Annotated in this window: 25 protein-coding genes; 6 read left to right on the forward strand and 19 right to left on the reverse strand. The window is 65.9% G+C overall.

Going from position 1 to position 26,440, the window contains the following annotated elements; translation table 11 throughout:
• Positions 1-5 precede the first annotated feature (5 nt).
• Together xdhB and xdhA are read right to left on the reverse strand one after the other, a co-directional pair.
• The gene (gene xdhB, locus WA983_RS02095) at positions 6-2,381 is read right to left on the reverse strand and encodes a xanthine dehydrogenase molybdopterin binding subunit (RefSeq protein WP_424251479.1); all 2,376 of its coding nucleotides are present in this window, start codon (positions 2,379-2,381) and stop codon (positions 6-8) included.
• A 10-nt stretch (positions 2,382-2,391) separates the two neighbouring features.
• Complete coding sequence (xdhA, locus tag WA983_RS02100; protein ID WP_424251481.1) at positions 2,392-3,876, reverse strand: xanthine dehydrogenase small subunit; 1,485 nt, start codon at positions 3,874-3,876, stop codon at positions 2,392-2,394.
• Between the two features lie 201 nt (positions 3,877-4,077).
• Between xdhA and WA983_RS02105 the strand changes: the two genes are divergently transcribed.
• Together WA983_RS02105 and WA983_RS02110 are read left to right on the forward strand one after the other, a co-directional pair.
• Positions 4,078-5,061: a LysR family transcriptional regulator gene (locus tag WA983_RS02105; RefSeq protein WP_424251483.1), complete on the forward strand. Its 984-nt coding sequence runs from the start codon at positions 4,078-4,080 to the stop codon at positions 5,059-5,061.
• Between the two features lie 140 nt (positions 5,062-5,201).
• A complete protein-coding gene (locus WA983_RS02110; protein WP_424251485.1) occupies positions 5,202-6,584 on the forward strand; it encodes an NCS2 family permease in 1,383 nt (460 codons plus the stop codon).
• On the opposite strand, the gene WA983_RS02115 is transcribed toward WA983_RS02110, so the two are convergent.
• Complete coding sequence (locus tag WA983_RS02115; protein ID WP_424251486.1) at positions 6,560-7,507, reverse strand: LysR family transcriptional regulator; 948 nt, start codon at positions 7,505-7,507, stop codon at positions 6,560-6,562. The two genes, WA983_RS02110 and WA983_RS02115, sit on opposite strands and share 25 nt — an antisense overlap.
• Before the next feature lie 128 nt (positions 7,508-7,635).
• Here WA983_RS02115 and uraD point away from each other — a divergent pair, with 128 nt between their 5' ends.
• Positions 7,636-8,166, forward strand: a complete 531-nt coding sequence (gene uraD / locus WA983_RS02120; protein ID WP_424311536.1) for a 2-oxo-4-hydroxy-4-carboxy-5-ureidoimidazoline decarboxylase — start codon at positions 7,636-7,638, stop codon at positions 8,164-8,166.
• Positions 8,167-8,212: 46 nt separating this feature from the next.
• Entirely contained in the window at positions 8,213-8,722 is a 510-nt protein-coding gene (locus WA983_RS02125; RefSeq protein WP_424251489.1) for an ureidoglycolate lyase, read from the forward strand.
• Positions 8,723-8,804: 82 nt separating this feature from the next.
• Here the strand turns inward: WA983_RS02125 and WA983_RS02130 are convergent, their stop codons facing one another.
• The 16 genes from WA983_RS02130 to WA983_RS02205 form a co-directional block, all read right to left on the reverse strand.
• A complete protein-coding gene (locus tag WA983_RS02130) occupies positions 8,805-9,518 on the reverse strand; it encodes an ABC transporter ATP-binding protein (RefSeq protein WP_424251491.1) in 714 nt (237 codons plus the stop codon).
• Entirely contained in the window at positions 9,515-10,276 is a 762-nt protein-coding gene (locus WA983_RS02135) for an ABC transporter ATP-binding protein (RefSeq protein ID WP_424251492.1), read from the reverse strand. The genes WA983_RS02130 and WA983_RS02135 overlap by 4 nt, the downstream gene beginning before the upstream one ends.
• Before the next feature lies 1 nt (position 10,277).
• Positions 10,278-11,264, reverse strand: a complete 987-nt coding sequence (locus WA983_RS02140) for a branched-chain amino acid ABC transporter permease (RefSeq protein ID WP_424251494.1) — start codon at positions 11,262-11,264, stop codon at positions 10,278-10,280.
• A 7-nt stretch (positions 11,265-11,271) separates the two neighbouring features.
• Entirely contained in the window at positions 11,272-12,192 is a 921-nt protein-coding gene (locus tag WA983_RS02145; RefSeq protein ID WP_424251497.1) for a branched-chain amino acid ABC transporter permease, read from the reverse strand.
• Between the two features lie 62 nt (positions 12,193-12,254).
• A complete protein-coding gene (locus WA983_RS02150; RefSeq protein WP_424251499.1) occupies positions 12,255-13,424 on the reverse strand; it encodes an ABC transporter substrate-binding protein in 1,170 nt (389 codons plus the stop codon).
• Between the two features lie 48 nt (positions 13,425-13,472).
• Entirely contained in the window at positions 13,473-14,261 is a 789-nt protein-coding gene (gene dmpH / locus WA983_RS02155; RefSeq protein ID WP_424251501.1) for a 2-oxo-3-hexenedioate decarboxylase, read from the reverse strand.
• Entirely contained in the window at positions 14,258-15,286 is a 1,029-nt protein-coding gene (gene dmpG / locus WA983_RS02160) for a 4-hydroxy-2-oxovalerate aldolase (protein ID WP_424251503.1), read from the reverse strand. The genes dmpH and dmpG overlap by 4 nt, the downstream gene beginning before the upstream one ends.
• Positions 15,287-15,296: 10 nt before the next feature.
• On the reverse strand, positions 15,297-16,202 hold the full coding sequence (locus WA983_RS02165) for an acetaldehyde dehydrogenase (acetylating) (protein ID WP_424251505.1): 906 nt from the start codon (positions 16,200-16,202) through the stop codon (positions 15,297-15,299).
• A gap of 31 nt (positions 16,203-16,233) precedes the next feature.
• Positions 16,234-17,019 (reverse strand): 2-oxopent-4-enoate hydratase, encoded by a 786-nt coding sequence (gene dmpE / locus WA983_RS02170; protein ID WP_424251507.1) that lies wholly within the window; start codon positions 17,017-17,019, stop codon positions 16,234-16,236.
• 16 nt (positions 17,020-17,035) lie between these two features.
• The gene (locus tag WA983_RS02175) at positions 17,036-18,028 is read right to left on the reverse strand and encodes an amidohydrolase family protein (protein ID WP_424251509.1); all 993 of its coding nucleotides are present in this window, start codon (positions 18,026-18,028) and stop codon (positions 17,036-17,038) included.
• Positions 18,029-18,060: 32 nt separating this feature from the next.
• Positions 18,061-18,636 (reverse strand): 3-hydroxyanthranilate 3,4-dioxygenase, encoded by a 576-nt coding sequence (gene nbaC / locus WA983_RS02180; protein ID WP_424251511.1) that lies wholly within the window; start codon positions 18,634-18,636, stop codon positions 18,061-18,063.
• Positions 18,637-18,721: 85 nt separating this feature from the next.
• The gene (locus WA983_RS02185) at positions 18,722-19,150 is read right to left on the reverse strand and encodes a RidA family protein (RefSeq protein WP_424251513.1); all 429 of its coding nucleotides are present in this window, start codon (positions 19,148-19,150) and stop codon (positions 18,722-18,724) included.
• A gap of 40 nt (positions 19,151-19,190) precedes the next feature.
• Positions 19,191-20,648: a 2-hydroxymuconic semialdehyde dehydrogenase gene (locus WA983_RS02190; RefSeq protein ID WP_424251515.1), complete on the reverse strand. Its 1,458-nt coding sequence runs from the start codon at positions 20,646-20,648 to the stop codon at positions 19,191-19,193.
• Positions 20,649-20,799: 151 nt separating this feature from the next.
• Complete coding sequence (locus WA983_RS02195; RefSeq protein ID WP_424251517.1) at positions 20,800-21,756, reverse strand: LysR family transcriptional regulator; 957 nt, start codon at positions 21,754-21,756, stop codon at positions 20,800-20,802.
• A 7-nt stretch (positions 21,757-21,763) separates the two neighbouring features.
• Complete coding sequence (locus tag WA983_RS02200; RefSeq protein WP_424251519.1) at positions 21,764-22,678, reverse strand: DMT family transporter; 915 nt, start codon at positions 22,676-22,678, stop codon at positions 21,764-21,766.
• Positions 22,675-23,592, reverse strand: coding sequence for a LysR family transcriptional regulator (locus tag WA983_RS02205; protein ID WP_424311537.1), 918 nt, complete (start codon positions 23,590-23,592; stop codon positions 22,675-22,677). The genes WA983_RS02200 and WA983_RS02205 overlap by 4 nt, the downstream gene beginning before the upstream one ends.
• Before the next feature lie 229 nt (positions 23,593-23,821).
• On the opposite strand from WA983_RS02205, the gene gcl reads away from it, so the two are divergent.
• Both gcl and hyi read left to right on the forward strand, forming a co-directional pair.
• A complete protein-coding gene (gene gcl / locus WA983_RS02210) occupies positions 23,822-25,603 on the forward strand; it encodes a glyoxylate carboligase (RefSeq protein ID WP_424311538.1) in 1,782 nt (593 codons plus the stop codon).
• Positions 25,604-25,661: 58 nt separating this feature from the next.
• The gene (gene hyi / locus WA983_RS02215; RefSeq protein WP_424252130.1) at positions 25,662-26,438 is read left to right on the forward strand and encodes a hydroxypyruvate isomerase; all 777 of its coding nucleotides are present in this window, start codon (positions 25,662-25,664) and stop codon (positions 26,436-26,438) included.
• Positions 26,439-26,440: the final 2 nt, after the last annotated feature.

The following is a 26,440-nucleotide window of genomic DNA, read 5'->3' on the forward strand; positions in this document are numbered from 1 at the left end:
GGCGGCTAGGCCGCGCTGCGCTTGCGCAGGTTCTCGGCCGATTTCAGGATGGCTTCCGGCGTGGCCGGCGCCCGCAGATCGGGCGAAGTCCGCCCGTCGCCCACCGCCGCCACCGCGTCGCACAGGGCGTTGAAGGTGCTGATGCCGTGCAGCAGCGGGGGTTCGCCCACGGCCTTGGAACGGTGCACGGTGTCCTTCAGGTTCTGCGTCCGGAACAGGCGCACGCGGAAATCGCGCGGGCAGTCGCTGATGGCCGGGATCTTGTAGGTGGACGGCGCATGCGTCATCAGACGGCCGTCGTCGCGCCACCAGAGCTCCTCGGTGGTCAGCCAGCCCGTACCCTGGATGTAGCCGCCTTCGACCTGACCCAGGTCGATCGCCGGATTGATGGACGCCCCGACGTCATGCAGGATGTCGGCGCGCAGCAGTTTCCATTCGCCGGTCAGCGTGTCCACCACCACTTCCGACACCGCTGCGCCGAAGGCGAAATAGAAGAACGGCCGGCCGTGCATGGTGGCCTTGTCCCAGACGATGCCCGGGGTGGCGTAGAAACCGTCGGACCACAGTTGCACACGATCCCAGTAGGCCTCGTCGGCCAGTTGGCCGAACGGAATATTGCGGCCGTTGACGTTGACCTGGCGCCAGGCAAAGACCACGTCTTCGGCCTTGCCGCCGTATTTTCGGGCGGCAAAATCAGCCAGGCGCGTGCGCAATTGCAGCGCGGCGTCCTCGGCCGCCTTGCCGTTCAGGTCAGTGCCCGTGGAGGCCGCCGTGGCGGAGGTATTGGCCACCTTGAACGTATCGGTGGCCGTGACGCGCACGCAGTCCAGATCCAGGCCCAGGGTATTGGCCACGATCTGAGCGACCTTGGTGTTCAGGCCCTGGCCCATTTCCGTGCCGCCGTGGTTCACCAGCACCGAGCCGTCGCGGTAGATGTGCACCAGCGCGCCCGCCTGATTGAAGGCCGGCACGTTGAAGGAAATGCCGAATTTCACCGGCGTCAGCGCCAGGCCCTTTTTCAGGATGGGGCTGGAGGCATTGAATGCGTTCACCGCCTCGCGGCGCGCCCGGTAGTCGGAACTGGCGACCAGTTCGGCCACCAGCGGTTCGATCAGATTGCCCTCGACCACCTGGCCGTAGGGCGTGACGTTGCGCTCGTCGATGCCGTAGAAATTCGTCTGACGCACGTCCAGCGGGTCACGGCCCAGTTCACGGGCAATGCGGTCGATCACGACCTCGGTCAGCAGCGCGCCCTGCGGGCCGCCAAAGCCGCGGAAGGCCGTGTTCGACTGTGTGTTCGTCTTGCCGCACATGGCGCGCACGTCGGCCGCCGGGATGTAGTAGGCATTGTCGAAGTGACACACGGCGCGGCTGGCGACGGCCTCGGACAGGTCGGCGGAAAAGCCGGAGTGCAGCGTCATGTCCAGGCGCATGCCCAGGATCCGGCCCTCGTCGTCGTAGCCGACTTCGTAGTCGTAATGAAAACCGTGGCGCTTGCCGGTGATCATCATGTCGTCGTCGCGGTCCGCCCGCAGCTTCACCGGACGTTGCAGTCGGTGCGCGGCGACCGAGGCCAGGCAGGCAAAGACCGCCGACTGGGATTCCTTGCCGCCAAAGCCGCCGCCCATGCGCCGGCACTCGACCTGAACCTGGTGAGCATGCCAGCCCAGCGTATGGCCGACCACGGCCTGCATTTCCGTCGGGTGCTGGGTGGAGCACCAGACCAGCATGCCGTCCTTTTCGCGCGGGACCGCGTAGGCGATCTGGCCTTCCAGGTAGAACTGCTCCTGGTCGCCGCAGTCGAACGTCCCCTGCAGGCGGCGCGGCGCGGCGGCGAGCGCCGCCTGGACGTCGCCCTGGACCAGACGCATGTCGGGCAGGGTGCGGGAACCGGCTTCCTTGGCCTGCACCGGTGTCAGCAGATGGGGCAGTTCCTCGTAGTCGATCTGGCCCAGGCGCGCAGCGCGGCGCGCGGCGTCCACCGAACGCGCCACCACCAGGAACAAGGGCTGGCCCACGTACTGGACCAGCCCGTCGGCCAGCAGGGGATCGTCGTGGACCACCGGGCCGCAGTTGTTCTCACCCGGGATATCGCGGGCCGTGAACACGGCGACGACGCCCGGCGCGCGGCGCACCGCGTCCAGGTCCATGCCGCGCACGCGGGCGTGCGCCTTGGCCGACAGACCCAGGGCGCCATAGACCGTGCCGCGCAGTTCGGGGATGTCGTCGGTGTAGACGGCCTCGCCGGTGACGTGCAGCACGGCGGACTCGTGCGGACTGGAGGCGCCCGCGGCGAGTTCGCCCTCGACGGGCCGGGGGATGCTGTCGTTGCCGACGGCCAGCCGGTCCAGTTCGTCCGGCAAATGGATACGCATGTTCATGACGGCTCCCTCAAGCGATGTCGGCCAGCGCGGCCGTACTGACCTGATGCGTCGCCAACGGCGCCCCAGGGGCGGTTTCCAGATAAAAGCGGTACAGCAGATTGCGCGAGGCCAGCAGGCGGTATTCGCTGCTGGCGCGCATGTCGGTCAGGGGTTTGAAATCCTGCCCCACGGCATCCATCGCGGCGTGCACATGGGCTTCGTCCCAGGGCTGGCCCTGCAGGGCGGCTTCCACGGCGCGCGCACGGCTGGGCGTGGCCGCGACGCCGCCGAAACCGGTGCGCACGGACCGGACCACGCCGGATGCGTCCAGCACCACGGCAAAGGCCGCACACACCGCCGAGATGTCCTGATCGAAACGCTTGGTCAGCTTGTAGTGACGGAACTGACGGCCGGCCACTCGCACGGGCACGCGCAGGCCCTGCACGAACTCGCCGGGTTCGGACGCGTTCTTCTGGTAGCCCAGGTAATAGTCCTCGAGCGGCATTTCGCGCACGCGGTCGCCCTGGCGCAGGATGATGCTGGCGCCCAGGGCGATCAGACCCGGCATGGAGTCGCCGATCGGCGAGCCATTGGCCACGTTGCCGCCCAGCGTGCCCGCGTTGCGGATCGGGAAGGACGCGAAGCGCTGACGCATTTCGGCCAGTTCCGGCAGGTGTTCGACCAGCGCGTCGAAGGCGTCGTTCAGCAGCGCGCCCGCGCCGATGAGCAGGTCATCGCCTTCCAGGTGGATATCGCGCAGTTCGGCCACCTGGCCGATGTAGATCAGGTGCGGCAGGTCGCGGAATTGCTTGGTCACCCACAGGCCCACGTCGGTGCTGCCGGCCAGGATGCGGGCGTCCGGATAGGCCACGCGCAACTGCGCCAGTTGCGCCAGAGTGCGCGGCGCATGGAACGTATGGCCGTCATGCGTGTAGGTGAAGACCTCGTCGCGCTGCAGCGCGGCCAGGATGTCCGCCAGGGCGGCGCGATCGAAGGTCACGGCCGGATAGTCGAACATTTCGCCGGCGGCGCGCACGATGGGCTGATAGCCCGTGCAGCGGCACAGATTGCCCGACAGCGCATCGTCGATTTCGGTGCGCGTGGGCGCCGGATCGTTGGCGCCGTGCGCCAGGTACATGCCCCACAGGGACATGACGAAACCCGGCGTGCAGAAGCCGCACTGGGAGCCGTGGCAATCGACCATGGCCTGCTGCACCGGATGCAGCGCCCCGTCTTCGCCGCGCAGGTCCTCGACCGTGTACAGCGCCTTGCCGTCGAGCGTAGGCAGGAACTGGATGCAGGCGTTCACCGCCCGCATCGCCACACCGCCGTGACCATCAGGCTCGGCCACCATGACGGTACAGGCGCCACAGTCGCCTTCGGCGCAGCCTTCTTTGGTCCCCATGCAGCCCAGGTCTTCGCGCAGATACTGCAGCACCGTGCGGGTCGTGGGTTGGTCGGCAACTTCGTGGGTCTGGCCACGATAGTGAAAGCGAATCACCTCGGTCTCCATCGCATCCCTCTTTTCATTGAGCAGGTCTGGAACCGCTGAACAAGTCCTCGCGCCGCGTGCCTCTGCGGGCTCGGGCGGTCTGCGGTTCCCTTGCGTCCACAATATCACCGCGCAACCGCCCCGACCATTCACCGGCAATGATGGGGAACATCATGCCGGGATTCGGTAGACGGGCAGGGCGGGCCCGTGAATAATAGGCCGATGCAACGAACCCGCGACCCCATGGACACGCATCTGCTGCGCATCCTGCAGATCCTGCTGACCGAACAAAGCGTCTCGCGCGCCGCCATCAAGCTGGGGCTATCGCAGCCGGCCCTGAGCAATTCGCTGCGCCGTCTGCGCGACATCACCGGCGATCCGATTCTGGTACGCGGCAAGACCGGCATGGTACCCACCGCCCGCGGCCTGGAACTGCTGGCGCACGCCAACGAGGCGCTGAGCGCGATCGAGCGCATCACCCAGCCGCCGGGGGCGTTCGACCCGGCCCGGACCACGCGCGAATTTCACCTGGGGGCGCCGGATTATCTGGATGCGATGTTCCTGCCGAACATCGCCGAAATCCTGCGCCGGGAGGCGCCACACGCCAAGTTCATCGTACACCCGATCAACGCCGAGTACGACTACGCCGGCGGCCTGGAGGACGGCGGCCTGGACGTGGTCATCGGCAACTGGCTGGAACCGCCGCCGCAGATGCACATGGCGCGGCTGTTCGACGACGAGGTCGTCTGCATGATCGGCAGCCAGAACCCGGCTGCCCACCGCGAACTCAACCTGAAGCAGTACCTGGAACTGCCGCATCTGGCGCCCTTCCCCCACGTGACCGCACGCCAGAGCTTCATCGACGGCCATCTGGCGTCCCAGGGCCTGCGGCGCAACATCCAGATGACCATCCCGTATTTCGGCCAGGTGGCCGGCATGCTGCTGCGCACCGACCTGATCTTCACCACCGGCCGGCAATTCGCCCAGCACTACGCGCGCTATCTGCCCATCACCATCCTGCCCGCGCCGCTGCCGTTTCCGCCCATGCGCTTCTACCTGCTGTGGCACCGCCGCTGCCACGGCGCCCCGGAAGTCGTCTGGCTGCGCCAGTGCATCGCCAAGGTCGCCGCCATGCTGCAGGCCAGCCTGGACAGCGGCCGCGACCGCGATCACCAAGCGCCTGCGCCGCATTCAGACAAACCCTAAGCCTCCCCAGAAAACATCATCCGGGCTTGATAGTCGTCATCAGGACGACGCTCACAAATCCGAAAAACCCGTCCCTAGAATGGTCTGACCGTCAAGCGCCCACCCATCAGAAGGCGCCCACCATTCAGGAGACACCGCTCATGAGCGAACAGGAACACGCCTTGCCGACAGGGCTTGGCAACCCCGCGACCCCCGCATCTTCCACCCCCTGGCTGGAACGACGCTTCCAGCTTGCAGCCCGTGGCACCAATGTGCGCCAGGAAACCCTGGCCGGGCTGACGACCTTCCTGGCGATGGTCTATTCCGTGTTCGTCGTCCCCGCGATGCTGGGCAAGGCGGGCTTCGACACCTCCTCGGTCTTCATCGCGGTCTGTCTCACCAGCGCCTTCGGCTCGCTGCTGATGGGCCTGTGGGCCAACCTGCCGATCGCCGTGGGCTGCGCGATTTCGCTGACGGCCTTCACGGCCTTCGACCTGGTCCTGGGCCAGGGCCTGTCGCCCGCCGTCGCACTGGGCGCCATCTTTCTGATGGGCGTGATCTTCACGGCCATTTCCGCCACCGGCGTACGCAGCTGGATCCTGCGCAACCTGCCGGCCGGCATCGCGCACGGCACCGGCATCGGCATCGGCCTGTTCCTGCTATTGATCGCCGCCAACGAAGTCGGTCTGGTGGTGAAGAACCCCGGTCCCGGCCTGCCGGTGTCCCTGGGCGCCATCAACGCCATGCCGGCCTTGCTGTCGGTCGTGGGCCTGGCGGCGATCTTCGGCCTGGAGCGCCGGCGCGTGCCCGGCGGCATCCTGCTGGTCATCCTGGCGCTGTCGGCCGCCGGCCTGATCTGGGACCCGGCCGTGACCTTCAACGGCCTGTTCGCCCTGCCGTCCTTCGGCGGTGAGCACTCGCTGATCGGTGCCATGGACGTCGGCGGCGCGCTCAACGCGCTGGTCATTCCCAGCGTCCTCGCCCTGGTCATGACTGCCGTGTTCGACGCCACCGGCACCATTCGCGCCGTGGCCGGCCAGGCCGGCCAACTGGACGAAAACGGCCAGATCATCAACGGCGGCCGCGCCCTGACGGCAGACTCGGTGAGCTCCATCGTGTCGGCCGGCCTGGGCGGCGCCCCGGCGGCGGCCTATATCGAATCGGCGGCCGGCACGGCGGCCGGCGGCAAGACCGGCCTGACCGCCACCATCGTCGGCCTGGGCTTTCTTGCCCTGATCTTCCTGTCGCCGCTGGCGGGCCTGGTGCCGTCCTACGCCACCGCTCCCGCCCTGATGTACGTCGGCCTGCTGATGCTGGGCGGCGTGCGCAAGCTGCACCTGGACGACACCGTGGACACCATGGCCGGCATGGTCTGCGCCGTGTTCATCGTGCTGACCTGCAACATCGTCACCGGCATCATGCTGGGCTTCTGCACCCTGGTGATCGGCCGTCTGTTCGCCGGCGAATGGCGCAGGCTGAACATCGGCACGCTGGTCATCGCCATTGCGCTGGCCGTGTTCTACCTGGGCGGCTGGGCCATCTGAGCCATGGTTCGCCCACAGTCTCCCAGCAGGTGACGCAGCCATTGATGAGAAGGTGCATGATGATTGCGCGCATGCCACAACTGATAGAACCGCATCGGCGGGAATTCGACCGGCGGCTCCAGGATCGCCAGAGGCAGCAGTTCCGTGTAATAGCGGGCGAAATGCCGTGTGGTGGTGAACACCAGGTCCGTGCCCGGCAGCAGATAGGGCGCCAGCATGAAGGACTGCGCCTCGACGCATTCCTCGCGCTGGATGCGCAGGGACGTCAGCACCGTGTCGATCATGCCGCGCTGGGTGATGGAATACGGCGTCGGCACCACGTGCGGCACGCGCCGGTAGTCGTCCAGCGTCATGCCGCGCCGCGCCAGCGGATGGTCGGCCGCCACCATGCAGACGATCTCGTCTTCCAGCAGCACCGACAGGTGCATGCGGTCGGGCGGTTCGGGCCAGTTGCCGATCACCACATCCAGTTCGCCCTCGGCCAGGGAATGCTCGAAATCGAAATCCGGCCCCAGGGAATGCAGCACCAGCCGCGCATGCGGCGCCTCGCGGCGGAAGCGCGCCACGACCGACGCGGCGAAGGCCGGCGCCAGATAGTCCGGCGAGCCGATGCGGAAGACCTGGCGGCTGCTGTCAGGCTCGAAGGCCTCGCCGGTCTCCAGCATCGAATCGATCGAGCTCAGCGCCGTGCGTGCGTGCTCCAGAATGGCCAGCGCCCGGTCGGTGGGCACCATGCCGCCTTTTTCGCGCACCAGCAACGGGTCCTGCAGGATCTGGCGCAGGTTTTTCAGCGCCACGCTGATGGCGGGCTGGGACTGGTTGAGCTTCAGCGCCGTACGCGACACGCTGCGTTCGGCCATCAGGATGCTGAACACCTTCAGCAGATACGTATCCAGCGTTTCGCTACCGCGTCGTGTCGCCATCGTGGGGGTCTCCGTTCGGGCGGAGGCTCGCCGACCTGCGGGCGCCCCCGGAAATTCGGCACAGCATATACCACTTATACCGAGTCGCGCCCTTCATTTGACGCACGATACACCGTAGACTTTCCATCATGATGCACTCACCTCTTTCTGTCATGACCTTGAACGAACTGTCCGCACTGACCCAGGCCGAGTTTTCACGGGAACTCGGGTCGATCTTCGAACACTCCCCCTGGATTCCGGAACGCGCCTGGGCGGCCCGGCCCTTCGCCGACGTCGACGCCCTGCACCAGGCCATGATGCACGTGGTGCGCGAAGCCGATCCGGCCGAACAGCTCGCCCTGATCGTCGCCCACCCGGAACTGGCCGGCAAGGAAGCCGCAGCCGGCACCCTGACCAGCGACTCCACCAGCGAACAGCGCGGCGCCGGCCTGGACCAGTGCAGCCCCGAAGAGCTGCAACGCCTGCGTGCCCTGAACGCCGCCTACCGCCAGCAGTTCGGCTTTCCCTTCGTGATCGCCGTCAAGGGCCGCAGCCGCTACCAGATCATGGACGCCGTCGAACAACGGCTGCACAATGAACGCAACGCCGAATTCGACACCTGCCTGGATCAGATCGGGCAGATCGCGCGCTTTCGCCTCGACGCCCGCTTCGCCGCCTGATATCGGCCGATCCCGGCGCCGCGCCGGGATTTTCACGGAGTCCCTCATGACCGCCACGCTGACAACCCTGACCATCGAGCCCCTGACGCGGGAAGCCTTCGCACCCTTTGGCGACGTGATCCAGGCCGATGACACGGTCCAGCACTTCACCATCAACGAAGGCAACACCGAGCGCTATCACGACCTGGCCCATGTCGATCCGGGCGCGGACGGCCGCGCCATCGTCTCGATCTTCCGGGGCCTGCCGCGCACGCTGCCGTTCACCGTCACCATGATGGAACGCCACCCGAAGGCCAGTCAGGCCTTCATCCCGCTGAACGGCCGGCCCTATCTGGTCGTGGTGGCCAAGCCCGACGCCACACCCACGGTCGCCGATCTGCGCGTGTTCCTGTGCAACGGCGACCAGGGCGTGAACTACGCGCGCGGCGTCTGGCACCACCCGCTGCTGGGGCTGGAAGCCGTGTCGGACTTCCTGATCGTGGATCGCGCCGGCCCGGGCGACAATTGCGACATCGTGCAGATGGAAGCGCCCGGCGTGATTCCCGAACCGGGCTGATCCGGCTGCCGCCGACATGTACAGGGCCGCCCGCGGGCGGCCCTGATGTTTTCGGAGTCCGGCAAGCGCGCGGCAACGGCGATCAAGCCCCCAGATATTTCTGCCGGGCGTCCTCGTCGGCCTTGAGTGCGTCCGAATCGCCGCTCCAGACGATCCGGCCCTTTTCCACGACGTAATGATGGTCGGCCAGGTGCAGCAGCGGCGCCAGATTCTTGTCGATCACCAGAATCGCCATGCCCTCGCGGCGCAGCAGCGCCAGCGCCGTCCAGATTTCCTGGCGCACCAGGGGCGACAGGCCTTCGGTGGCTTCGTCCAGGATCAGCAGTTCGGGATTGGTCATCAAGGCCCGGCCGATGGCCAGCATCTGCTGCTCCCCGCCCGACAATTGGTTGCCGAAATTGCCGGCGCGCTCCCGCAGGCGCGGAAACAGTTCATAGATGCGTGACAGCGTCCAGGGATTGGCCTTTTTGCGGCGGTCCGCAGCCGTTGCGATCAGATTTTCCCCGACCGACAGATTGGGGAAAATCTGACGGCCTTCCGGCACCAGACCGACACCGCGCTGCGCCACCCGGTAGCTGGGCAGGTTCTGGATATTCGCGCCGTTGAACCGCACCTGGCCCTTCCAGGCCGGATGCATGCCCATGATGCTCTTGATGGTCGTGGTCTTGCCCATGCCGTTGCGGCCCAGCAAGGTCACGCACTGCCCCGCATCGATCTGCAGGTGCATGCCATACAGCACCTGGCTGCGCCCGTAGCCGGACTCCAGGCCTTCGACCTTCAGCAGATTTTCGCTCATGCCGGCACCTCCTCGTCACCCAGATAGGCTTCGCGGACTTCGGGGCTGCGGCGGATGGTGTCCACGTCGCCGCAGCAGATGACCTTGCCGTAAAACAGCACGCTGATGCGGTCCGCCAGGGAAAACACCGCATCCATGTCGTGCTCGATCAGCAGGATGCCGTAGCGGCTCTTCAGGCGCCGCAACAGGTCCACCATCATGTCCGAGCCGGTATCGCCATGCCCCATGCCGGCCATGGGCTCGTCCAGCAGCAGCACCTTGGGTTCTGCCGCCAGCGCCATGGCGATCTCCAGTTGGCGCTGCTGCCCGTAGGACAGCGACATGGCCGGCGTGTCCCGCCGGGCCGTCAGTCCCATCAATTCGATGAGCTCGTCCGCCCGGTCCGTCAGCGCGGGGGTTTCCACCGCCGGCGTCCAGAAATGAAACCCGTGCCCCCGACAGCCCTGGACCGCCAGCACCACGTTTTCCAGCACGGTGAAGCGCTGGATCACCGAGGTGATCTGATAGGACCGCCCGATCCCGGCGCGGACCCGCTGCGCCATGTCGAGCGCGTCGATAGACTGGTCGCCCAGGCGGATGGTGCCGGCATCGCAAGGGACTTCGCCCATGATCTGACTGATCAGCGTGGTCTTGCCGGCGCCGTTGGGGCCAATGATGGCGTGGATCTCGCCGGGGAGGATGTCCAGGTCCACGTGGTCCGTGACCAGCAGGCCGCCGTAGCGTTTGACCAGGCCGCGGATCGAAAGCAAGGGCTGCATGTCAGTGCTCCTCCTTGGACGAAACGATCATGCCCCAGAGCCCATTGCGCAGGAACAGCACGATGAGCACGATGACCGGTCCCATGATGATCATCCAGTGGTCGGTCACGCCTTTCAGGACCTCTTCCAGCAGCAGGAAGCCGGCGGCGCCCACCACCGGTCCGATCAGGGTGCCGGCGCCGCCCAGCAGCACCATGATGATCAGTTCGCCGGACGCCGTCCACGCCATGTAGGCAGGCGAGGCAAAGGCGGTCAGATTCGCCAGAAAGAACCCCGCCAGCGCACACAGTTCGGCCGACAGCACATAGGCCAGCAGGCGGTAGGCCAGCGGCGAAGTGCCCACGGCCCGCACACGCCGGGCATCCATGCTGGAGGCCCGCAGGATCAGTCCGAAGCGCGACCGGATCACGCGACGCAGCAGCAACAGGCTGGCGCCCAGGCAGGCCAGCAGCGCCAGGTACAGACCGACGTGGCTGCCGGTCAGGTCGCCGAAACGGCTGATCTGCTGGATCGGCAGGCCTTCGTCACCACCGTACTGCTTCAGCCCCACCGCCAGGAAATAAAACATCTGCGCCAGGGCCAGCGTGATCATGATGAAAGCGATTCCGTGCGTCCGCAAGGCGATCAGGCCCACGGGTGCCGCAATCAGAGCGGTGACGACGACCACCAGCAGCAGGTGCAGGACGCCGCTGTCGGCGCCGTAATGGGACGCGATGGCGACGCAATAGGCACCGATGCCGATGTACATGGCATGACCGAAGCTGACCAGGCCGCCATAGCCCAGGGCCAGGTTCAGGCCCACGGCCGCCAGGGCGAACACCAGGATGCGGCTGAACTGCAGCAGGACGTACGCGCTGTCCGTGACGCTGGCGTACACCGGCACCAGCAGCAACAGCACGAAAATCAGGGCGGTCAGCGCCGCCGGCCAGGACACGCCGGCGGGGGCGCGTGACGCGCGTGTATTCAGGGTCGAGGATTCCATTTTCATCCGGGACTCAACGTTTCTTCACAGGGAACAGGCCTTCGGGCTTGACGGCAAGCACGATCACCATCAACACGTAGACCGCCAGCGACGACACCGCCGCCCCCAGGGTGCTGGCCAGTTCCTGTTCCAGCATCCGGCCGAGCAGGGTCGGCGCGACGGTCCGCCCCAGCGTATCGACCAGGCCGACCACCAGGGCGCCCAGAAAGGCGCCGCGGATCGATCCGATCCCGCCGATCACGATGACCACCAGCGTCATGATCAGGATGGAATCGCCCATGCCCGGCTGCACGGACAGGATCGGCCCCACCATGGCGCCGCCCAGGCCCGCCAGACCGGCCCCCAGGGCGAAGATGAAGGTATTGAGCCAGCCGATGTTCACGCCCAGCGCCGCGACCATGGTGCGATTGCTGGCGCCGGCGCGGATCAGCATGCCGACGCGGGTGCGTTCGATCAACAGATACAGGCCCAGGGCCACCAGCAGGCCCACCAGAATGATCAGCAGGCGGTACAGCGGGTAGGGCGTACCGAACACCATGACGGTTACGCTCAGCGCGTCGGGCAGGCTCATGAAGATCGGCGCCGAGCCCCAGATCATGCGCACGGCCTCGTTGCAGAACAGCATCAGCCCGAAGGTCGCCAGCACCTGATCCAGGTGCTCTCTGGGGTACAGGCGCGAGAACCCGCAGCGATCCAGCACCACGCCCAGCACCATGGCGCCGCCCAGGCCCGCCAGGATGGCCAGCGTGAACGAATCCGTATGGCTGTAAGCGGCGGCCGCGAAATAGGCCCCCATCATGTAGAGCGCGCCATGAGCCAGGTTGATGAAGCTCATGATGCCGAAGACCAGGGTCAGGCCGGCGGCCAGCAGGAACAGCAAAATACCGTATTGCAGGCCGTTCAGAGCCTGCATGAACAACAACTGCGGACTCATGTCCGTCCTCCGTGACGGGCGGCGCACGCCGCCCGTCGTTCAGGGCTCGCTGGACGAACCGATCAATACTTGCAGTTCCCGACGTAGGCGTCGGCGTGGTTCGTCAGCGGCTTGCCGATGGTCTTCAGAGACACACGGCCCTGATCGTCCTTGGCCACCTGGAAGGCGTAGAAGTCCTCGATGGGGAAGCCGTTGGTGTTGAACTTGTAGGCCCCGCGCAGAGACGCGTAATCCGCCGCGCGCAAGGCATCCCGGAACGCCTTCTTGTCGGAGACCTTGCCCCCGGTCTTCTTCAGGGCGCTATCGATCAGCAGCGCCGAATCATAGGACTGGGCGGCGTACTGCGAGGGAATGCGCTTGTACTTCTTCTCGAAGGCGGCGACGAAGGCCTCGCTGGTGGGGTTCTTGAAGTCAGGGCCCCAGAACGTGCCGGCGTAGGCACCCAGAGCGGCATCGCCCAGGGCCGGCAAGGTGCTGCCGTCCACGGTGGAGACCGTCAGCAGCGGGATCTTGCCCATCAGGCCGAACTGCTTGTATTGCTTGACGAAGTTCACGCCCATGCCGCCGGGCAGGAAGACCCAGACAGCGGAGGGATTGGCGGCCTGCAGCGCCAGCAGCTCAGCGGAGTAATCCTGCTGACCCAGTTGGGTATAGATCTCGCCCGACACGCGGCCCTTGTAGAAGCGCGTGAAACCCTTGACCTGGTCACGACCCGACTGATAGTTGGGCGTGATCATGTAGACGTCCTTGTACTTCTGGTCGGTGGCGTACTGGCCCATGACCTCGGCCTGTCCATCGTTCTGCCAGGACGCGAAGAAGAAACCCGCGTTGCACTGGTTGCCGGCCAGAGGAGCCGGCCCCGCGTTGGAACCGACGAAGGTCATGTTGGCGTCGGCCAGGGGCTTGGCGATCGCCATCATGACGTTGGAGAACGTCACCCCGGCGACGATGTCGACCTTGTCCTTCTCGATGAATTTCTGGATCGCCTGGACACCCACGTCCGGCTTGAGCTGGTCGTCTTCCTTCAGGAAAACGATGTCCTGACCACCCAGCTTGCCGCCATTCTGTTCCAGCGCCAGGTTGAAACCGTCGACCATATCCTGGCCCAGGGCCGCGCCGGAGCCGGACAGGGTAGCCAGGAAGCCGATCTTCACCTCGGCCTGCGCCGATCCGGCGGTCAGGCCCAGGGACAGGGCCAGGGCGGTCGTCAGCATGGTTGTGCGAAATGCCATGTTTGTCTCCTGAAGAATTTATAGTTTAGTTGTAAAGTTTTGTTGATATTACACGAAAGTCAGCGATGTGCAACCCATGCCCTGCATATGCAACATGACATGATCACCCGCCGCCACCGACACCGCCTCGGTGATGCCGCCGGAGAGAATCAGCGTGCCGGCCGGAATCGAAGCACCGCGCGCACCCAGGTGATTGGCAAGCATGGCCACGGCGTTGGCCGGATGGCCCAGCACCGCAGCTCCGGCGCCCAGCGCGACGATCTGGCCGTTCTTTTCCATCACCACCCCCGTGGTGCGCAGATCCAGATCGCGCGGATCGCACGGGATGCCGCCGACCACGAAGCGTGAGGACGAACAATTATCAGCCACCACGCTCTTGAGGTCGAATTTGAAATCGCGGTAACGGCTGTCGATGACCTCGATGCCGGGCAGGACGAAATCCGTCGCGGCCAGCACTTCGGCGATCGTGCAGCCCGGCCCGGTCAGCGGTGCCTTGGTCACAAAGACGATTTCCGGCTCGACCTTGGGGTGGATCAGATCGGCATGACGGCACTTGCCGCCGTCGGGCACCACGAATGCATCGGTCAGAAAGCCGAAGATCGGGGTCTCGATGCCCATCTGGCGCATCTTGGCAAACGAGGTCAGGCCGGCTTTCAGGCCGACGATCCGCGCTCCCCGGGACTGCTTGCGCCGCAGGATGGCGTCCTGCACGGCGTAGGCATCGTCCCAGTCCATGTCCGGATGGTCCAGGGTGATCTTGAGGGTGTCGCGCGCCTGCAGTTCGCAGTCCTCCAGACGCTCGGCCAGGGCCTGGATGGTTGCCGTATTCAAACTCATGCCGCACTCCGTTTGCGCGCCAGATTCAGCGCCGTGTCCTCGATCATGTCCTCCTGGCCGCCGACCATGCCGCGACGCCCCATCTCCACCAGGATTTCCCGCGCCGGCACGCCGTAGCGCTGCTCTGCGCGGCGCGCAAACAGCAGGAACGAACCGTACACGCCGGCATAGCCCAGCGTCAGCGAGTCGCGGCTCAGGCGCACTGGTTCTTCCATCATCGGGTACACGATGTCCTCGGCCACGTCCTGCACCTTGAACAGGTCCACGCCCGTCTCGATGCCCATCAGGTTGCAGACGGCCACCAGCGCCTCCATCGGCGTGTTGCCCGATCCGGCGCCCATGCCCGAACATGCGGCATCGATGCGATTGGCGCCCGCGTCGATGGCCGCCATGCTGTTGGCCACGCCCATGGCCAGATTGTGGTGGCCGTGGAAACCAAGTTCGGTCTCCGGTTTCAGCGCCTGGCGCAGCGCGCCGATCTTTTCCGTCACCTGATGCGGCAGCATGTGGCCGGCCGAATCGGTCATGTAGATGCAGTTGGCGCCATAACCTTCCATCAGCCTCGCCTGCGCGACCAGGCCGTCGGCCGTGTTCATGTGGCTCATCATCAGAAAGCCCACGGTGTCGATGTCCAGCTTGCGGGCGGCCTCGATGTGCTGCTGCGAGACGTCGGCCTCGGTGCAATGGGTGGCGACCCGGATGGTGTGCACGCCCAGGTCGTACGCCATGCGCAGGTGCCCGACCGTGCCGATGCCCGGCAACAGCAGCGCCGACACCTTGGCACGCTTGAGCAGCGGGATCACGGTGCTCAGGTATTCCTCGTCGCTGTGCAGCGAGAAGCCGTAGTTGACCGACGCACCACCCAGGCCGTCGCCGTGGGTGACCTCGATCAGCGGCACACCGGCTTCGTCCAGCCCTCGCGCCACGTCCTTCATCTGTTGCAGCGTGATCTGGTGGCGCATGGCGTGCATGCCGTCGCGCAGCGTCATGTCGTGCAGGGTGATGGTCTTCTTGTCTGTGCTCATGATGATTCCTTTACGCGGCGGACAGCGTCCATTCGCCCTTCTGGATGCGCTCGGCGAACATTTCGGCGGTTCGCGTCGCCGACGCGGTCATGATGTCCAGGTTCCCGGAATACTTGGGCAGGTAATCGCCCAGGCCCTCGACCTCCAGGTAGATCGACACCCGGCGGCCCTCGAACACCGGCCCGTTGACCAGGCGATAGCCCGGCACGTAGCGCTGGACCTCGGCCACCATCTGCTGCACGGATTGCGTGATGGCCGCCTCGTCCGGATCCGACTCGGTCAGGCAGTGCACGGTGTCGCGCATGATCAGCGGCGGCTCGGCCGGGTTCAGAATGATGATGGCCTTGCCCTTCCTGGCGCCGCCCACCCGCTCGACCGCGCCCGCCGTCGTGACGGTGAACTCGTCGATGTTGCGACGCGTGCCCGGCCCCGCCGATTTCGACGACACGGTTGCCACGATCTCGGCGTAGTCCACCGGCTGCACGCGCGACACCGCCGCCACCATCGGGATGGTGGCCTGGCCGCCGCAGGTGACCATGTTGACGTTGGTCTCACGCCGTTCCAGATGCGCCTGCAGATTGACCGGCGGCACGCAGTACGGGCCGATGGCCGCCGGCGTCAGGTCGATCATCAGCGCGCCGCGCGCCGTCACCTTGTCGCTGTTTTCCTGGTGCACGTAGGCCGAGGTCGCATCGAAGACGATCTGGATGCGATCCTGCGTCATGTGCGGCAGCAGACCATCCACGCCCTCGGCCGTGGTCTTCAGACCCAGTTCGCGGGCGCGCGCCAGGCCCTCGGATTCGGGGTCGATGCCCACCATCCAGACCGGCTCCAGCACCGTGCTGCGCTTCAGCTTGTACAGCAGGTCGGTGCCGATATTGCCCGATCCGATCAAGGCACATCTGATCTTTTCCATTGTGATTTCCTTTGCTTGCGATGCGCGCTTGCTATGCGATGAAGCGCACGCCGCAGGCGCCGATGCCGCCGATCGACACCTGCAGGCTGTCCCCGGCCACGACCGGCGTCATGGCCGCCAGCGCCCCGGACAGGATGATTTCTCCGGCATTCAAACCGACCCCCAGCGCCCCCAGCGCATTGGCCAGCCAGGCCACGGCATTGGCGGGATGCCCCAGCGCGGCGGCGCCCGCCCCCGTGCCCAGCAGTTCGCCGTTCTTCTCGAACACCATGCCGCAGGTACGCAGGTCCAGCCCGCGCGGGCTGACCAGCCGGTCGCCCAGCACGAACACCCCGCAGGATGCGTTGTCCGCCACGGTGTCCTGGATCTTGATCTTCCAGTCGCGGATGCGGGAATCGACGATCTCGAAGCAGACGGTCACGGCTTCGGTCGCGGCCAGCACGTCGCTGACCGTCACCCCCGGCCCGCGCAGATCTTTTTTCAGAATGAAGGCGATCTCGCCCTCGGCTTTGGGCTGGATCAGGCCGGACATGGAGATCGCCTCGCCCGGCGCAACCACCATGTCGCTGAGCAGATAGCCGAAGTCCGGCTGATAGACGCCCAGCATGTCCATCACGGCCTGGCTGGTGACGCCGATCTTCTTGCCCACCACGCGGGCGCCCGCGTCCAGGCGGCGGCCCACCATGCGCTGCTGCACGTGATAGGCGTCCTCGATGCTGATGTCCGGGTGGCGGCTCGTCAAGGGATCGATGGCTTGGCGGTCGGTCCAGGCGGCGTACAGTTCGTCGCCCAGTCGTTCGATCAGCGCGGGTTCCATAGAAAAGAGGCTCCGTTCAGGCAAGATTGAAGAAGGTCCGGGCGTTCCCGGTCAGGATGCGGTGTTTCTCGGCGTCGTCCAGCAGGGCGGTCTCGCCCACCAGTGCGCCGATGCGCTGCTCGCCCAGCGGATAGGGGTAGTCGGACCCGAGCATCACCCGTTCACTGCCCATCACGTCCACCAGCAGGCGCAGGGCGGCGGGATCGAAGACGGCGGAATCCACCGAGAACCGGTCGCAGTAGGAGGACGGCGGATTCGGGCAGTCCTGGCGCACGATGTCACGGTATTTCCAGGCATTGTCGACCCGGCCCAGGGTGTAGGCGAACGAGCCGCCGCCGTGCGCGAAGCACAGCTTCAGACTGCGCGGCAAGCGTTCGAAGGCGCCCGACAGGATCAGCGACAGAATCCCCAGCGAAGTTTCCGCCGGCATGGCCACCAGCCAGGGCAGCATCCACTGGCGCATGCGCCCGCTCCCGCCCATCATGTCCCAGGGATGGACCAGCACCGGGATGTCGCTCACGGCGCAGTGATGCAGGAACTCCACCAGTTGCGCGTCGTCCAGATCGCGATCGCCGACGTGGTTGCCGATCTGCACACCGACGTGGCCCGCCGCCTTGGCACGCGACGCCTCGCGGCACGCCAGTCCGGTGTCCTGCAGCGGCACCTGGGCCAGCGCCTTCAGGCGGTCCGGGTGGCCGGCGCAATACGCCAGCGTCAGGTCATTCATGCGGGCGGCCCAGTCGGCGACCTTGGGGGCATCCAGCTCGTAGCCGAACATGATCGGCGTGGCGCTGACGATCTGCACGTCCAGGCCCAGGCGGTCCATGTCGGCGACGCGCAGATCCGCATCCCACAGCACGGGCACGACCGGACGGAATTCGCTGTCGCCCTTCATGATCATGCCCGTGTCCGGACCGGTGATCTTCAGCCAGGGCGCCTGCGCGGGGTCCAGCGCATGGGCCTGCGCACGGGAAATCTCCGGAAAGATGTGCGCGTGGATATCTATCATGTCGATGGCCTTTGGTATCTATCGTTTCACGCTCAGAAGTCCCGGACCTTGGAATGGCGCAGTTGTTCGTGCCAGATGCGGTAGTCCCTGCCCGGGTGCTGGGTGCCGCAGTCCGGGCAGACGCGCTCCTCGTCCTTCAGGGCATAGAACCGGTCATAGACCTTGGGCAGGTCGTCCACCAGGCTTTCCAGTTGCTGCGTGGCCTTCCAGACCTCGGCGCCGCAGTGGGCGCAATGCCATTGCAGGCTGTCCTGCTTGCCCTGAGGGCGGGGCAGTTCGATCAGCAGGCACAGGCCATTGGGGTCGGGGCGCTGGGGCGAATGAATCAGGTGCGGCGGCTGCAGGAAGATGTCGCCTTCCTTCAGGTCGATGCGCTCGAAGCGCCCGCGATCCCACACGACCAGAAAGGCCTCGCCGCGCAACTGGTAGAAGATTTCCTCGGTCGGGTTGTCGTGGAAGTCGGTGCGCTGGTTGCCGCCGCCCACCATATTGATGATGTAGTTGCCGTCGGGAAAAATCGCCGCGTTGCACACCGGCGGCTTCAGCCGGTCGCGATGATTGTCCACCCACTGCATCAGATTCTTGGGCAAACCGTACTTGGCATCCATGTCTGTCTCCTTGTCGTGCGCAGGGCGCACGCTGGTGGTGTGCCGGCGCCCGTCCCGGGCGCCAGTCATCGTGTCCGGCCCGTCGTCAGGCGACCGGCGGCCTGTAGGCGATGGCCTTGATCTCGATCCGCAGATGCGGGTGCGGCAGTTGGTGGACGGCGACCGTGGTGCGCGCCGGCCCCTCGAAACCGAAGAATTCCCCGTAGACCTCGTTGTAGCCGGCGAAGTCCCCCATATCGACCAGGTAGGCGCTGATCTCCACCACGTCCTCCAGGCCGGCACCGGCGCTGGCCAGAATGTCGCGGATGTTCTCGATCACGGCGCGGGTCTGTTCGCGGATATCCATGCGCACCGCCCCCATGGCGTCCACCGTCTCCACGCCGGCCAGGGTATTGTCGGCACGGCGGGAACTGGTGCCCGAGACGAACAGGAAGTCGCCCGCACGCTTGACATGGGGGAACTTCCCGCGCGGCGTGGCCTTGCCGGGAACGACCTGGGCGGATGCGGTGCTCATGGGATGCGGTCTCCTGTAAAAGTCCGGGTGCTGAAACGCCTCAGACCTTGATGCAGATGTTGGTGATCTCGGAATAGAAATCCAGGGAATGACGCCCCCCTTCGCGGCCGATGCCGGACTGGCGCACGCCGCCGAAGGGGGTGCGCAGGTCGCGCAGATACCAGGTATTGACCCAGACCAGGCCGCTGCGCATGCGCGGCGACACCCGGTGGGCGCGCGACAGATTTTGCGTCCAGATCGCGGTGGCCAGGCCGTAGTCCGAATCATTGGCACGGGCCACGGCCTCGTCCTCGGTGTCGAACGGCGCCACGTGGCAGACCGGTCCGAAGATTTCCTCGCGCAGGCAGCGGGCATCATCCGGCAAGCCGGTCCAGATGGTCGGTTTGACCCAGAATCCCTGATCCCGCGCATCGCCGAACACGGGGGCTTCGCCGCCGGTGACGACGGTGGCGCCTTCCCGGCGGGCGAGTTCAAAATAGGACAGGACCTTGGCCTGATGCTTTTTGGAGATCATGGGACCGATGTCGGCGGCCGGAGCGTCCGGGCGGCCCAGCACCAGGGCTTCGGTGCGCGCTTTCAGCGCCGCCACGAAACGGTCGAAGATCGGCCGCTGCACCAGCACCCGTTCGCTGCACAGACAGACCTGGCCCGAATTGGTGAAGGAGGACTTCACGACCCCGTCCACGGCGGCGTCGAAGTCCGCGTCCTCGAACACGATGGCGGCGTTCTTGCCGCCCAGTTCGAAAGACACGTCCTTCACGCCGTCGGCCACGGTCTTCATGATGTGCGCCCCGGTGGCCGAGGCCCCCGTGAAGGTCACGGCATCGATGTCCGGATGGCTGATCATGGCCTGTCCGGCGGACTGGCCGCCAAAGCCCTGCAGCACGTTGAAGGCGCCCGCCGGAAAGCCGATGTCGTGCGCCACCTGCGCCAGCAGGAAGGCGGACGAAGGGGTCTCCTCGGAAGGCTTGGACACGACCGCATTGCCCAGCGCCAGGGCGGGCGCGACCTTCCAGCTGAACAGCAGAATCGGCAGGTTCCAGGGGGAAATGGCCACGACCACGCCCAGGGGTTTGCGCACGGTGTAGTTCAGCGCCCGTCCGCCGTCGGCCGTCACGGTCTCGAAGCATTCCGTGTGGGCCTGGCGGACCAGGTCGGCAAAGAAACGGAAATTGGCGATGGCGCGCGGCACGTCCAGCGTGCGCGCCTGGCGCACGGTGCGGCCGGTGTCCCGGACCTCGGCCTCGACAAATTCATCGAAGCGCCGCTCGATGCCGTCGGCCAGCTTGCGCAGCCAGTCGGACCGCTCGACCGGGCTGCACCGCCCCCAGTCGCCCGCCAAAGCATCCCGGGCGGCCTGGACGGCCAGATCGACCTCGGTGGACGAGGCCTCGCAGACCTCGCCGACGATGGTGCCGTCCACCGGATTGACATTGGGGAACCGCTGGACGCTTTCAATGAAACGGCCGCCGATGTAGTGCGTGATGAGTTCGGCCACAGTGCTGGTCTCTCGTGCTGTGTGAATGTGCGTATGGAGACACTGTAGGGGGAGTCGAGATTATTTTCTAATCAATAAAAACAATGTTGCGATTCCATAATGGAATCGCTTCAACCAACATCCAACCAGGAAGCACGAACTGCCGGAGCGTTCAGCCGAGGCCGCCGACGCCGCGCCCCGCCCGCGCCCCGACTTCCTTGAGGATGCCGATGAGCGTGGCCGCCGCCGGCACCGGTTCGCGGTCGGCCCGCAGGCTGTAGCCTATCGTGCCGAACGGCACGCGCACGTGGATGGGGACTTCGAACAGCACCCCCGCTTGGATCAGCGGCCGGGCCGCCACGCTGGGCAGCATGGCCAGCGTATCGGAGCGCGCCAGAATGCCCAGGTTGGTCAGCATCGACAGCGAGACGATCTGGTTATGGGGAATCGGCAGATCACGGCTGCGAAAGAAGCGATCCACCTGCTTGCGCACGGGCGAGGCATTGGACGGCACGATCCAGGGATAGACCAGCAGATCCTCAGGCGCGCACTCCGGCCGATGGGACAGGGGATGGCCGGCGCGCGCCACGATCATCAGTTCGTCGTCGTAGATTGCGTGCACTTCGACCCCTTCGCCCGGATTCTCGGGCAGGCGGCCGACGATCACGTCCAGTTCGCCGACCTGCAGCATGGGGTACAGAATGTCGTTGGTGGCCTCCTGGATCATCAGGCCCACCTTGGGGTGGCGGCTCTTCATCAGGGCCACGCTTTCGGGCAGCAGCCAGGCCGACGCGGAAATCAGCGTGCCGACCGCCACCTGACCGCCCTCGCCGTTGCGCAGCGCCTCCAGTTCCTCGCTCAAGGCACGCGCATCGCCCAGCATGGGACGGATGCGTTCCAGCAGATGCTCGGCAAACACGGTCAGCCGCACGCCCTTGCTGTGACGCTCGAACAGCGTGACCGCCAGCAGCTCCTCCAGTTGCCGGACGACCTTGACCACATTGGGCTGGGTCATGTGCACGGCCTCGGCCGCCTTGTGCATGGACCCCAGGGTGGCCACGCGCTCGAACACCAGCAACTGCTTGAATTTCAGATCGCGCACGCGCGCCAGGCTCTGGTCCGACAGCATGGCGGGCCTATTTCCGCCCGCCCACCGACTGCAGGCTGATCACCGCCAGCGCCACGCCGATCAGGATCATCCCCGCCAATTCCAGCCCGCCCGGGGTCTCGCCCAGTTCCAGCCAGCCGGACAGCACCCCGACCACCGGCACACCCAGCGACGACAGCCCCGCCATCCCGGCGGACAGGTGCTGCAGCGCGAACAGCCACAGAAACCAGGCCAGGGCCGTCGCCAGGATCGCGTTGTAGGCCAGCGCGGCGTAGAAATAGGGCACGGCCTCGATCGGTCGTTCCGGCACCACCCAGGCGGCGACGCACAGCGCCAGGGCGCCGAACAGCATCTGCCAGGCCGTCAGCGGCAGCGCATCCATCGGATGGTCGCGTTTGATCCATTTCGCGACCAGGGTCGCCAGCGCCCAGCACAGGCCCGAGGAGACCGCCAGCACTTCACTGACGATGCCGGCGTGCTGATTCCAGGGCTCCAGGATCAGCAGCAGGCCCGCCGCCGCCAGCGCCAGCGCCAGCCACTGCGCACCCCGGATCCGTTCACCGAACACCGCCCAGGCCAGCGGGATGACCCAGAACGGCATGGTGTACACCAGGATCGAAGTCTTGCCCGCGCTGCCCTGCAACAGCGCGAGCTGGATCAGGGCGGAAAACGCCCCGGTCTGCAGCACGCCCAGCAGCACCACGCGGGGCCAGGCCCGGATGCGCATGGGGCGCCGCAGAATCTTCAGCACCAGCATCAGCGCCACGGCGCCGAACAGGGTGCGCAGCGCGGAAAAATCGAAGGGGCCGACATAGGCCAGCACCCGCTTCATGACAACCCAGTTGTAACCCCAGACCAGGGCCATGCCGGCCAGCGCCATCAGCGCGAGCCGTTCGTTGCGGCGATTCCCGTCGCCACGCGGCGGCGTTTTTTCAGCAGTCAAGATGTTCTCTGTCCTTCCCAGTAACCGGATTCATGATAATGGTTTCTCAGGTCGTCGATGAAATAACGCACCTTGGCCGGCAGGTAGCGCTGCTGCGGGTAGACGGCCTGGATGTCGTAGGCGGGCAGGGCGAATTCATCGAGCACCGTCACCAGTTCGCCGCGCTTGAGTTCGCGCTGGATCTCCCAGGTGGACCGCCAGCCGACGCCCAGGCCCTGGCACACCCAGCGGTACAGCAATTCACCATCGTTGCAGGCCAGAGCGCCGCGCACCCGTACGGCAAACGGCTTGCCGTCACGCACGAAGGTCCAGCCGCGATGCTGCCCGCCCTGCAGGTTGAACGCCAGGCAGTTGTGCCGCACCAGGTCTTCCGGCACGCGCGGCACGCCGTGCGACTCGAAATAGGCAGGCGTGCCGCACACGACGCGGCGGTTCGGGAACAGGCGCACCGCCACGTAGTTCGGATCGGTGACCTCGCCGATCCGAATCGCCATGTCGTAGCCCTCGCGCACCAGATCCACCACGCTGTCGGTGAAATTGAAGGACAGCGCCAGATCCGGATAGCGTTCACGGAACGCCAGCGCGTGCGGGGCCACGTGCAGGCGCCCGAACGAAGCCGGCGCCGACACCACCAGATGACCGGTCAGCGAACGGCGCCGGGACATGATGCTGGCGTCGGCGGCGTCGAAATCATGGAGCAGTTGCTGGCAGTGCTCCAGATAGCGTTCCCCCAGGTCCGTCAGCACCAGGCCGCGCGTGGACCGGTGCACCAGTTGCACCCCCAGGCGCTTTTCCAGCGCCGTCAGGCGCCGCCCCATGATGACCGGCGTCACACCCTCGACCAAAGCAGCGGCGGCGAAGCTGCCCTGCTCGGCAATCAATACAAAACTGCGAAGCTCGGTATAGCGGCTCAAGAGGATCTCCCGCTGGTTAAAAAACGCCCAAGACACTGTCACAAAAGCAGAATTCAAACAAAACAAGCCTGCCTGAGATCGATTGAATTCCACCCCAAACCTTCCCAACTACATACATATAGTATCGACAGAACAGAGGGTGAATGGGATTCCTGCATCTGGATGCTTTCTTTATTCTGGCCCTGTCAACGAATACCCCCATACCAATCTGACCGATCCAGGAGAAATCATGGCCAAAATGAGAGCAGTCGACGCCGCCGCCGCAGTCCTGCAAAAAGAAGGCATCACCACTCTGTTCGGCGTGCCCGGCGCCGCCATCAACCCGCTGTATTCCGCCCTGCGCAAACACGGCGGCTTCAAGCACGTGCTGGCCCGCCACGTGGAAGGCGCCTCGCACATGGCCGAAGGCTACACCCGCGCCCACCCCGGCAACATCGGCGTCTGCCTGGGCACCTCCGGCCCCGCCGGCACCGACATGATCACCGGCCTGTACTCGGCGTCCGGAGACTCCATCCCCATCCTGTGCATCACCGGCCAGGCGCCGCGCTCGCAACTGCACAAGGAAAGCTTCCAGGCCGTGGACATCGAGACCATCGCCAAGCCGGTCACCAAGTGGGCCGTGATGGCGCGCGAACCCGAACTGGTGCCGCGCATCCTGCAACAGGCCTTCCACATCATGCGCTCCGGCCGCCCCGGCCCGGTGCTGGTGGATCTGCCCTTCGACGTGCAGATGGCCGAAATCGAATTCGACATCGACACCTACGAACCGCTGGGCGTGTACAAGCCCACGGCCACCCCGGCCCAGGCCGCCAAGGCCATGGCCATGCTGAACGCCTCCGAGCGCCCCCTGCTGGTCGCGGGCGGCGGGATCTTCAGTGCCGACGCGTCGGACCTGCTGCGGGAATTCGCCGAACTGACCGGCGTGCCGGTCATCCCGACCCTGATGGGCTGGGGCGTGATCCCCGACGACCACCCCCTGATGGCGGGCATGGTCGGCCTGCAGACCTCGCACCGCTACGGCAACGCCACCCTGCTGGCTTCGGACTTCGTCATGGGCATCGGCAACCGCTGGGCCAACCGCCACACGGGATCGACCCCGGTCTACACCAAGGGCCGCACCTTCGTGCACATCGACGTCGATCCGACCCAGATCGGCAAAGTCTTCGGCCCCGACTACGGCATCGCCTCGGACGCCGGTGCGGCGCTGCGCCTGATGATCGAAGAAGCCAGGCGCCTGAAGGCCGCCGGCACGCTGCGCGACCGTACCGCCTGGGCCGGCGCATGCCGTGCGCGTAAGGGCGAGAAGTCCATGCAGCGCAAGACCCACTTCGACCAGTCGCCGCTCAAGCCGCAGCGCGTGTACGAAGAAATGAACAGGGCTTTCGGCAAGAACACGCGCTACGTCACCACCATCGGCCTGTCGCAGATCGCTGCCGCGCAAATGTTGCACGTCTACGGCCCGCGCCACTGGATCAACGCCGGCCAGGCGGGCCCCCTGGGCTGGACCGTGCCCGCCGCGCTGGGTGTGGTGGCCGCGAACACCGGCGACGAGATCGTCGCCCTGTCCGGCGACTATGACTTCCAGTTCATGATCGAGGAACTGGCCGTGGGCGCGCAGTTCAACCTGCCTTACATCCACGTTGTAGTCAATAATGCATACCTGGGGCTGATCCGCCAGTCGCAGCGCGGCTTCGACATGGACTACTGCGTGCAACTGGCCTTCGACAATATCAACGCGCCGGAAACCGACGGCTACGGCGTGGACCACGTCAAGGTCGCCGAGGGCCTGGGCTGCAAGGCCATCCGCGTGAAAAAGGTCGAGGACATCCAGCCCGCGATCACCCAGGCCCGTGCCTGGATCAAGGAATTCCGCGTGCCCGTCGTAGTCGAATTCATCCTGGAGCGCATCACCAACATCTCCATGGGTAACGACATCGACACGGTCAACGAATTCGAGGAACTGGCCGAGAGCGGCGCGGACGCCCCGACCGCCATCACCCTGCTGGACTGAACAGAGCCCCGGCCGCCGCGCCACCGCGCGGCGGCCAACAGAATCAGGAGTACACGACATGCCCAAATTCGCCGCCAATCTGTCGATGCTGTTCACCGAAATCGACTTCCTGGATCGCTTCCAGGCCGCCGCGAAAACCGGTTTCCAAGGTGTGGAATACCTGTTCCCCTACGCCTACGACAAGCAGGAACTGGCCAGGCGCCTGAAAGACAACGGCCTGGTCCAGGTGCTGCACAATCTGCCGGCCGGCGACTGGGACGCCGGTGAACGCGGCATCGCCTGCCACCCCGACCGCGTCGAGGAATTCAAGCGGGGCGTCGCCAGCGCCATCGAATACGCCCAGGCCCTGAACTGCCCACAGGTCAACTGCCTGGCCGGCAAGGTTCCGGCGGGCGTGGACACCGCCACGGCGCACAAGACGTTCGTCGAGAACCTGCGTTACGCCGCCGCCGAACTGAAAAAAGCCGGTATCCGCCTGGTGATCGAACCCATCAACACTTTCGACATCCCGGGCTTCTTCCTGTCGCGCACCGATCAGGCGCTGGCCATCATCGCCGAAGTCGGTTCCGACAATCTGCGCGTGCAGTACGACATCTACCATGCGCAGCGCATGGAAGGCGAACTGGGCAACACGATCAGCAAGCAGCTCGGCGCCATCGGCCACATCCAGCTCGCCGACAACCCCGGCCGCAATGAACCGGGCACCGGCGAGATCAACTACCACTGGCTGTTCCGCCACATCGACGCCACCGGCTATGACGGCTGGATCGGCTGCGAATACAAGCCGGCCGCCCGCACAGAGGACGGCCTGGGCTGGATCAAGGCGCTGGCCTGAAC

The sequence above is a fragment of the Castellaniella sp. genome (assembly GCF_049650445.1).
In the GTDB taxonomy this organism is placed as follows: Bacteria; Pseudomonadota; Gammaproteobacteria; order Burkholderiales; family Burkholderiaceae_B; genus Castellaniella.

Excerpts from the sequence above, each read along its gene's own strand:
- WA983_RS02150 (WP_424251499.1), bottom strand. The coding sequence starts at position 13,424 with ATGGCATTTCGCACAACCATGCTGACGACCGCCCTGGCCCTGTCCCTG.
- dmpG (WP_424251503.1), bottom strand. The coding sequence starts at position 15,286 with ATGAGCACAGACAAGAAGACCATCACCCTGCACGACATGACGCTGCGC.
- WA983_RS02175 (WP_424251509.1), bottom strand. The coding sequence starts at position 18,028 with ATGATAGATATCCACGCGCACATCTTTCCGGAGATTTCCCGTGCGCAG.
- nbaC (WP_424251511.1), bottom strand. The coding sequence starts at position 18,636 with ATGGATGCCAAGTACGGTTTGCCCAAGAATCTGATGCAGTGGGTGGAC.
- uraD (WP_424311536.1), top strand. The coding sequence starts at position 7,636 with ATGATGCACTCACCTCTTTCTGTCATGACCTTGAACGAACTGTCCGCA.
- dmpE (WP_424251507.1), bottom strand. The coding sequence starts at position 17,019 with ATGGAACCCGCGCTGATCGAACGACTGGGCGACGAACTGTACGCCGCC.
- dmpH (WP_424251501.1), bottom strand. The coding sequence starts at position 14,261 with ATGAGTTTGAATACGGCAACCATCCAGGCCCTGGCCGAGCGTCTGGAG.
- WA983_RS02135 (WP_424251492.1), bottom strand. The coding sequence starts at position 10,276 with ATGCAGCCCTTGCTTTCGATCCGCGGCCTGGTCAAACGCTACGGCGGC.
- WA983_RS02140 (WP_424251494.1), bottom strand. The coding sequence starts at position 11,264 with ATGAAAATGGAATCCTCGACCCTGAATACACGCGCGTCACGCGCCCCC.
- WA983_RS02185 (WP_424251513.1), bottom strand. The coding sequence starts at position 19,150 with ATGAGCACCGCATCCGCCCAGGTCGTTCCCGGCAAGGCCACGCCGCGC.
- WA983_RS02110 (WP_424251485.1), top strand. The coding sequence starts at position 5,202 with ATGAGCGAACAGGAACACGCCTTGCCGACAGGGCTTGGCAACCCCGCG.
- WA983_RS02195 (WP_424251517.1), bottom strand. The coding sequence starts at position 21,756 with ATGCTGTCGGACCAGAGCCTGGCGCGCGTGCGCGATCTGAAATTCAAG.
- hyi (WP_424252130.1), top strand. The coding sequence starts at position 25,662 with ATGCCCAAATTCGCCGCCAATCTGTCGATGCTGTTCACCGAAATCGAC.
- WA983_RS02145 (WP_424251497.1), bottom strand. The coding sequence starts at position 12,192 with ATGAGTCCGCAGTTGTTGTTCATGCAGGCTCTGAACGGCCTGCAATAC.
- gcl (WP_424311538.1), top strand. The coding sequence starts at position 23,822 with ATGGCCAAAATGAGAGCAGTCGACGCCGCCGCCGCAGTCCTGCAAAAA.
- WA983_RS02165 (WP_424251505.1), bottom strand. The coding sequence starts at position 16,202 with ATGGAAAAGATCAGATGTGCCTTGATCGGATCGGGCAATATCGGCACC.
- WA983_RS02125 (WP_424251489.1), top strand. The coding sequence starts at position 8,213 with ATGACCGCCACGCTGACAACCCTGACCATCGAGCCCCTGACGCGGGAA.
- WA983_RS02115 (WP_424251486.1), bottom strand. The coding sequence starts at position 7,507 with ATGGCGACACGACGCGGTAGCGAAACGCTGGATACGTATCTGCTGAAG.
- xdhA (WP_424251481.1), bottom strand. The coding sequence starts at position 3,876 with ATGGAGACCGAGGTGATTCGCTTTCACTATCGTGGCCAGACCCACGAA.
- xdhB (WP_424251479.1), bottom strand. The coding sequence starts at position 2,381 with ATGAACATGCGTATCCATTTGCCGGACGAACTGGACCGGCTGGCCGTC.
- WA983_RS02105 (WP_424251483.1), top strand. The coding sequence starts at position 4,078 with ATGCAACGAACCCGCGACCCCATGGACACGCATCTGCTGCGCATCCTG.
- WA983_RS02130 (WP_424251491.1), bottom strand. The coding sequence starts at position 9,518 with ATGAGCGAAAATCTGCTGAAGGTCGAAGGCCTGGAGTCCGGCTACGGG.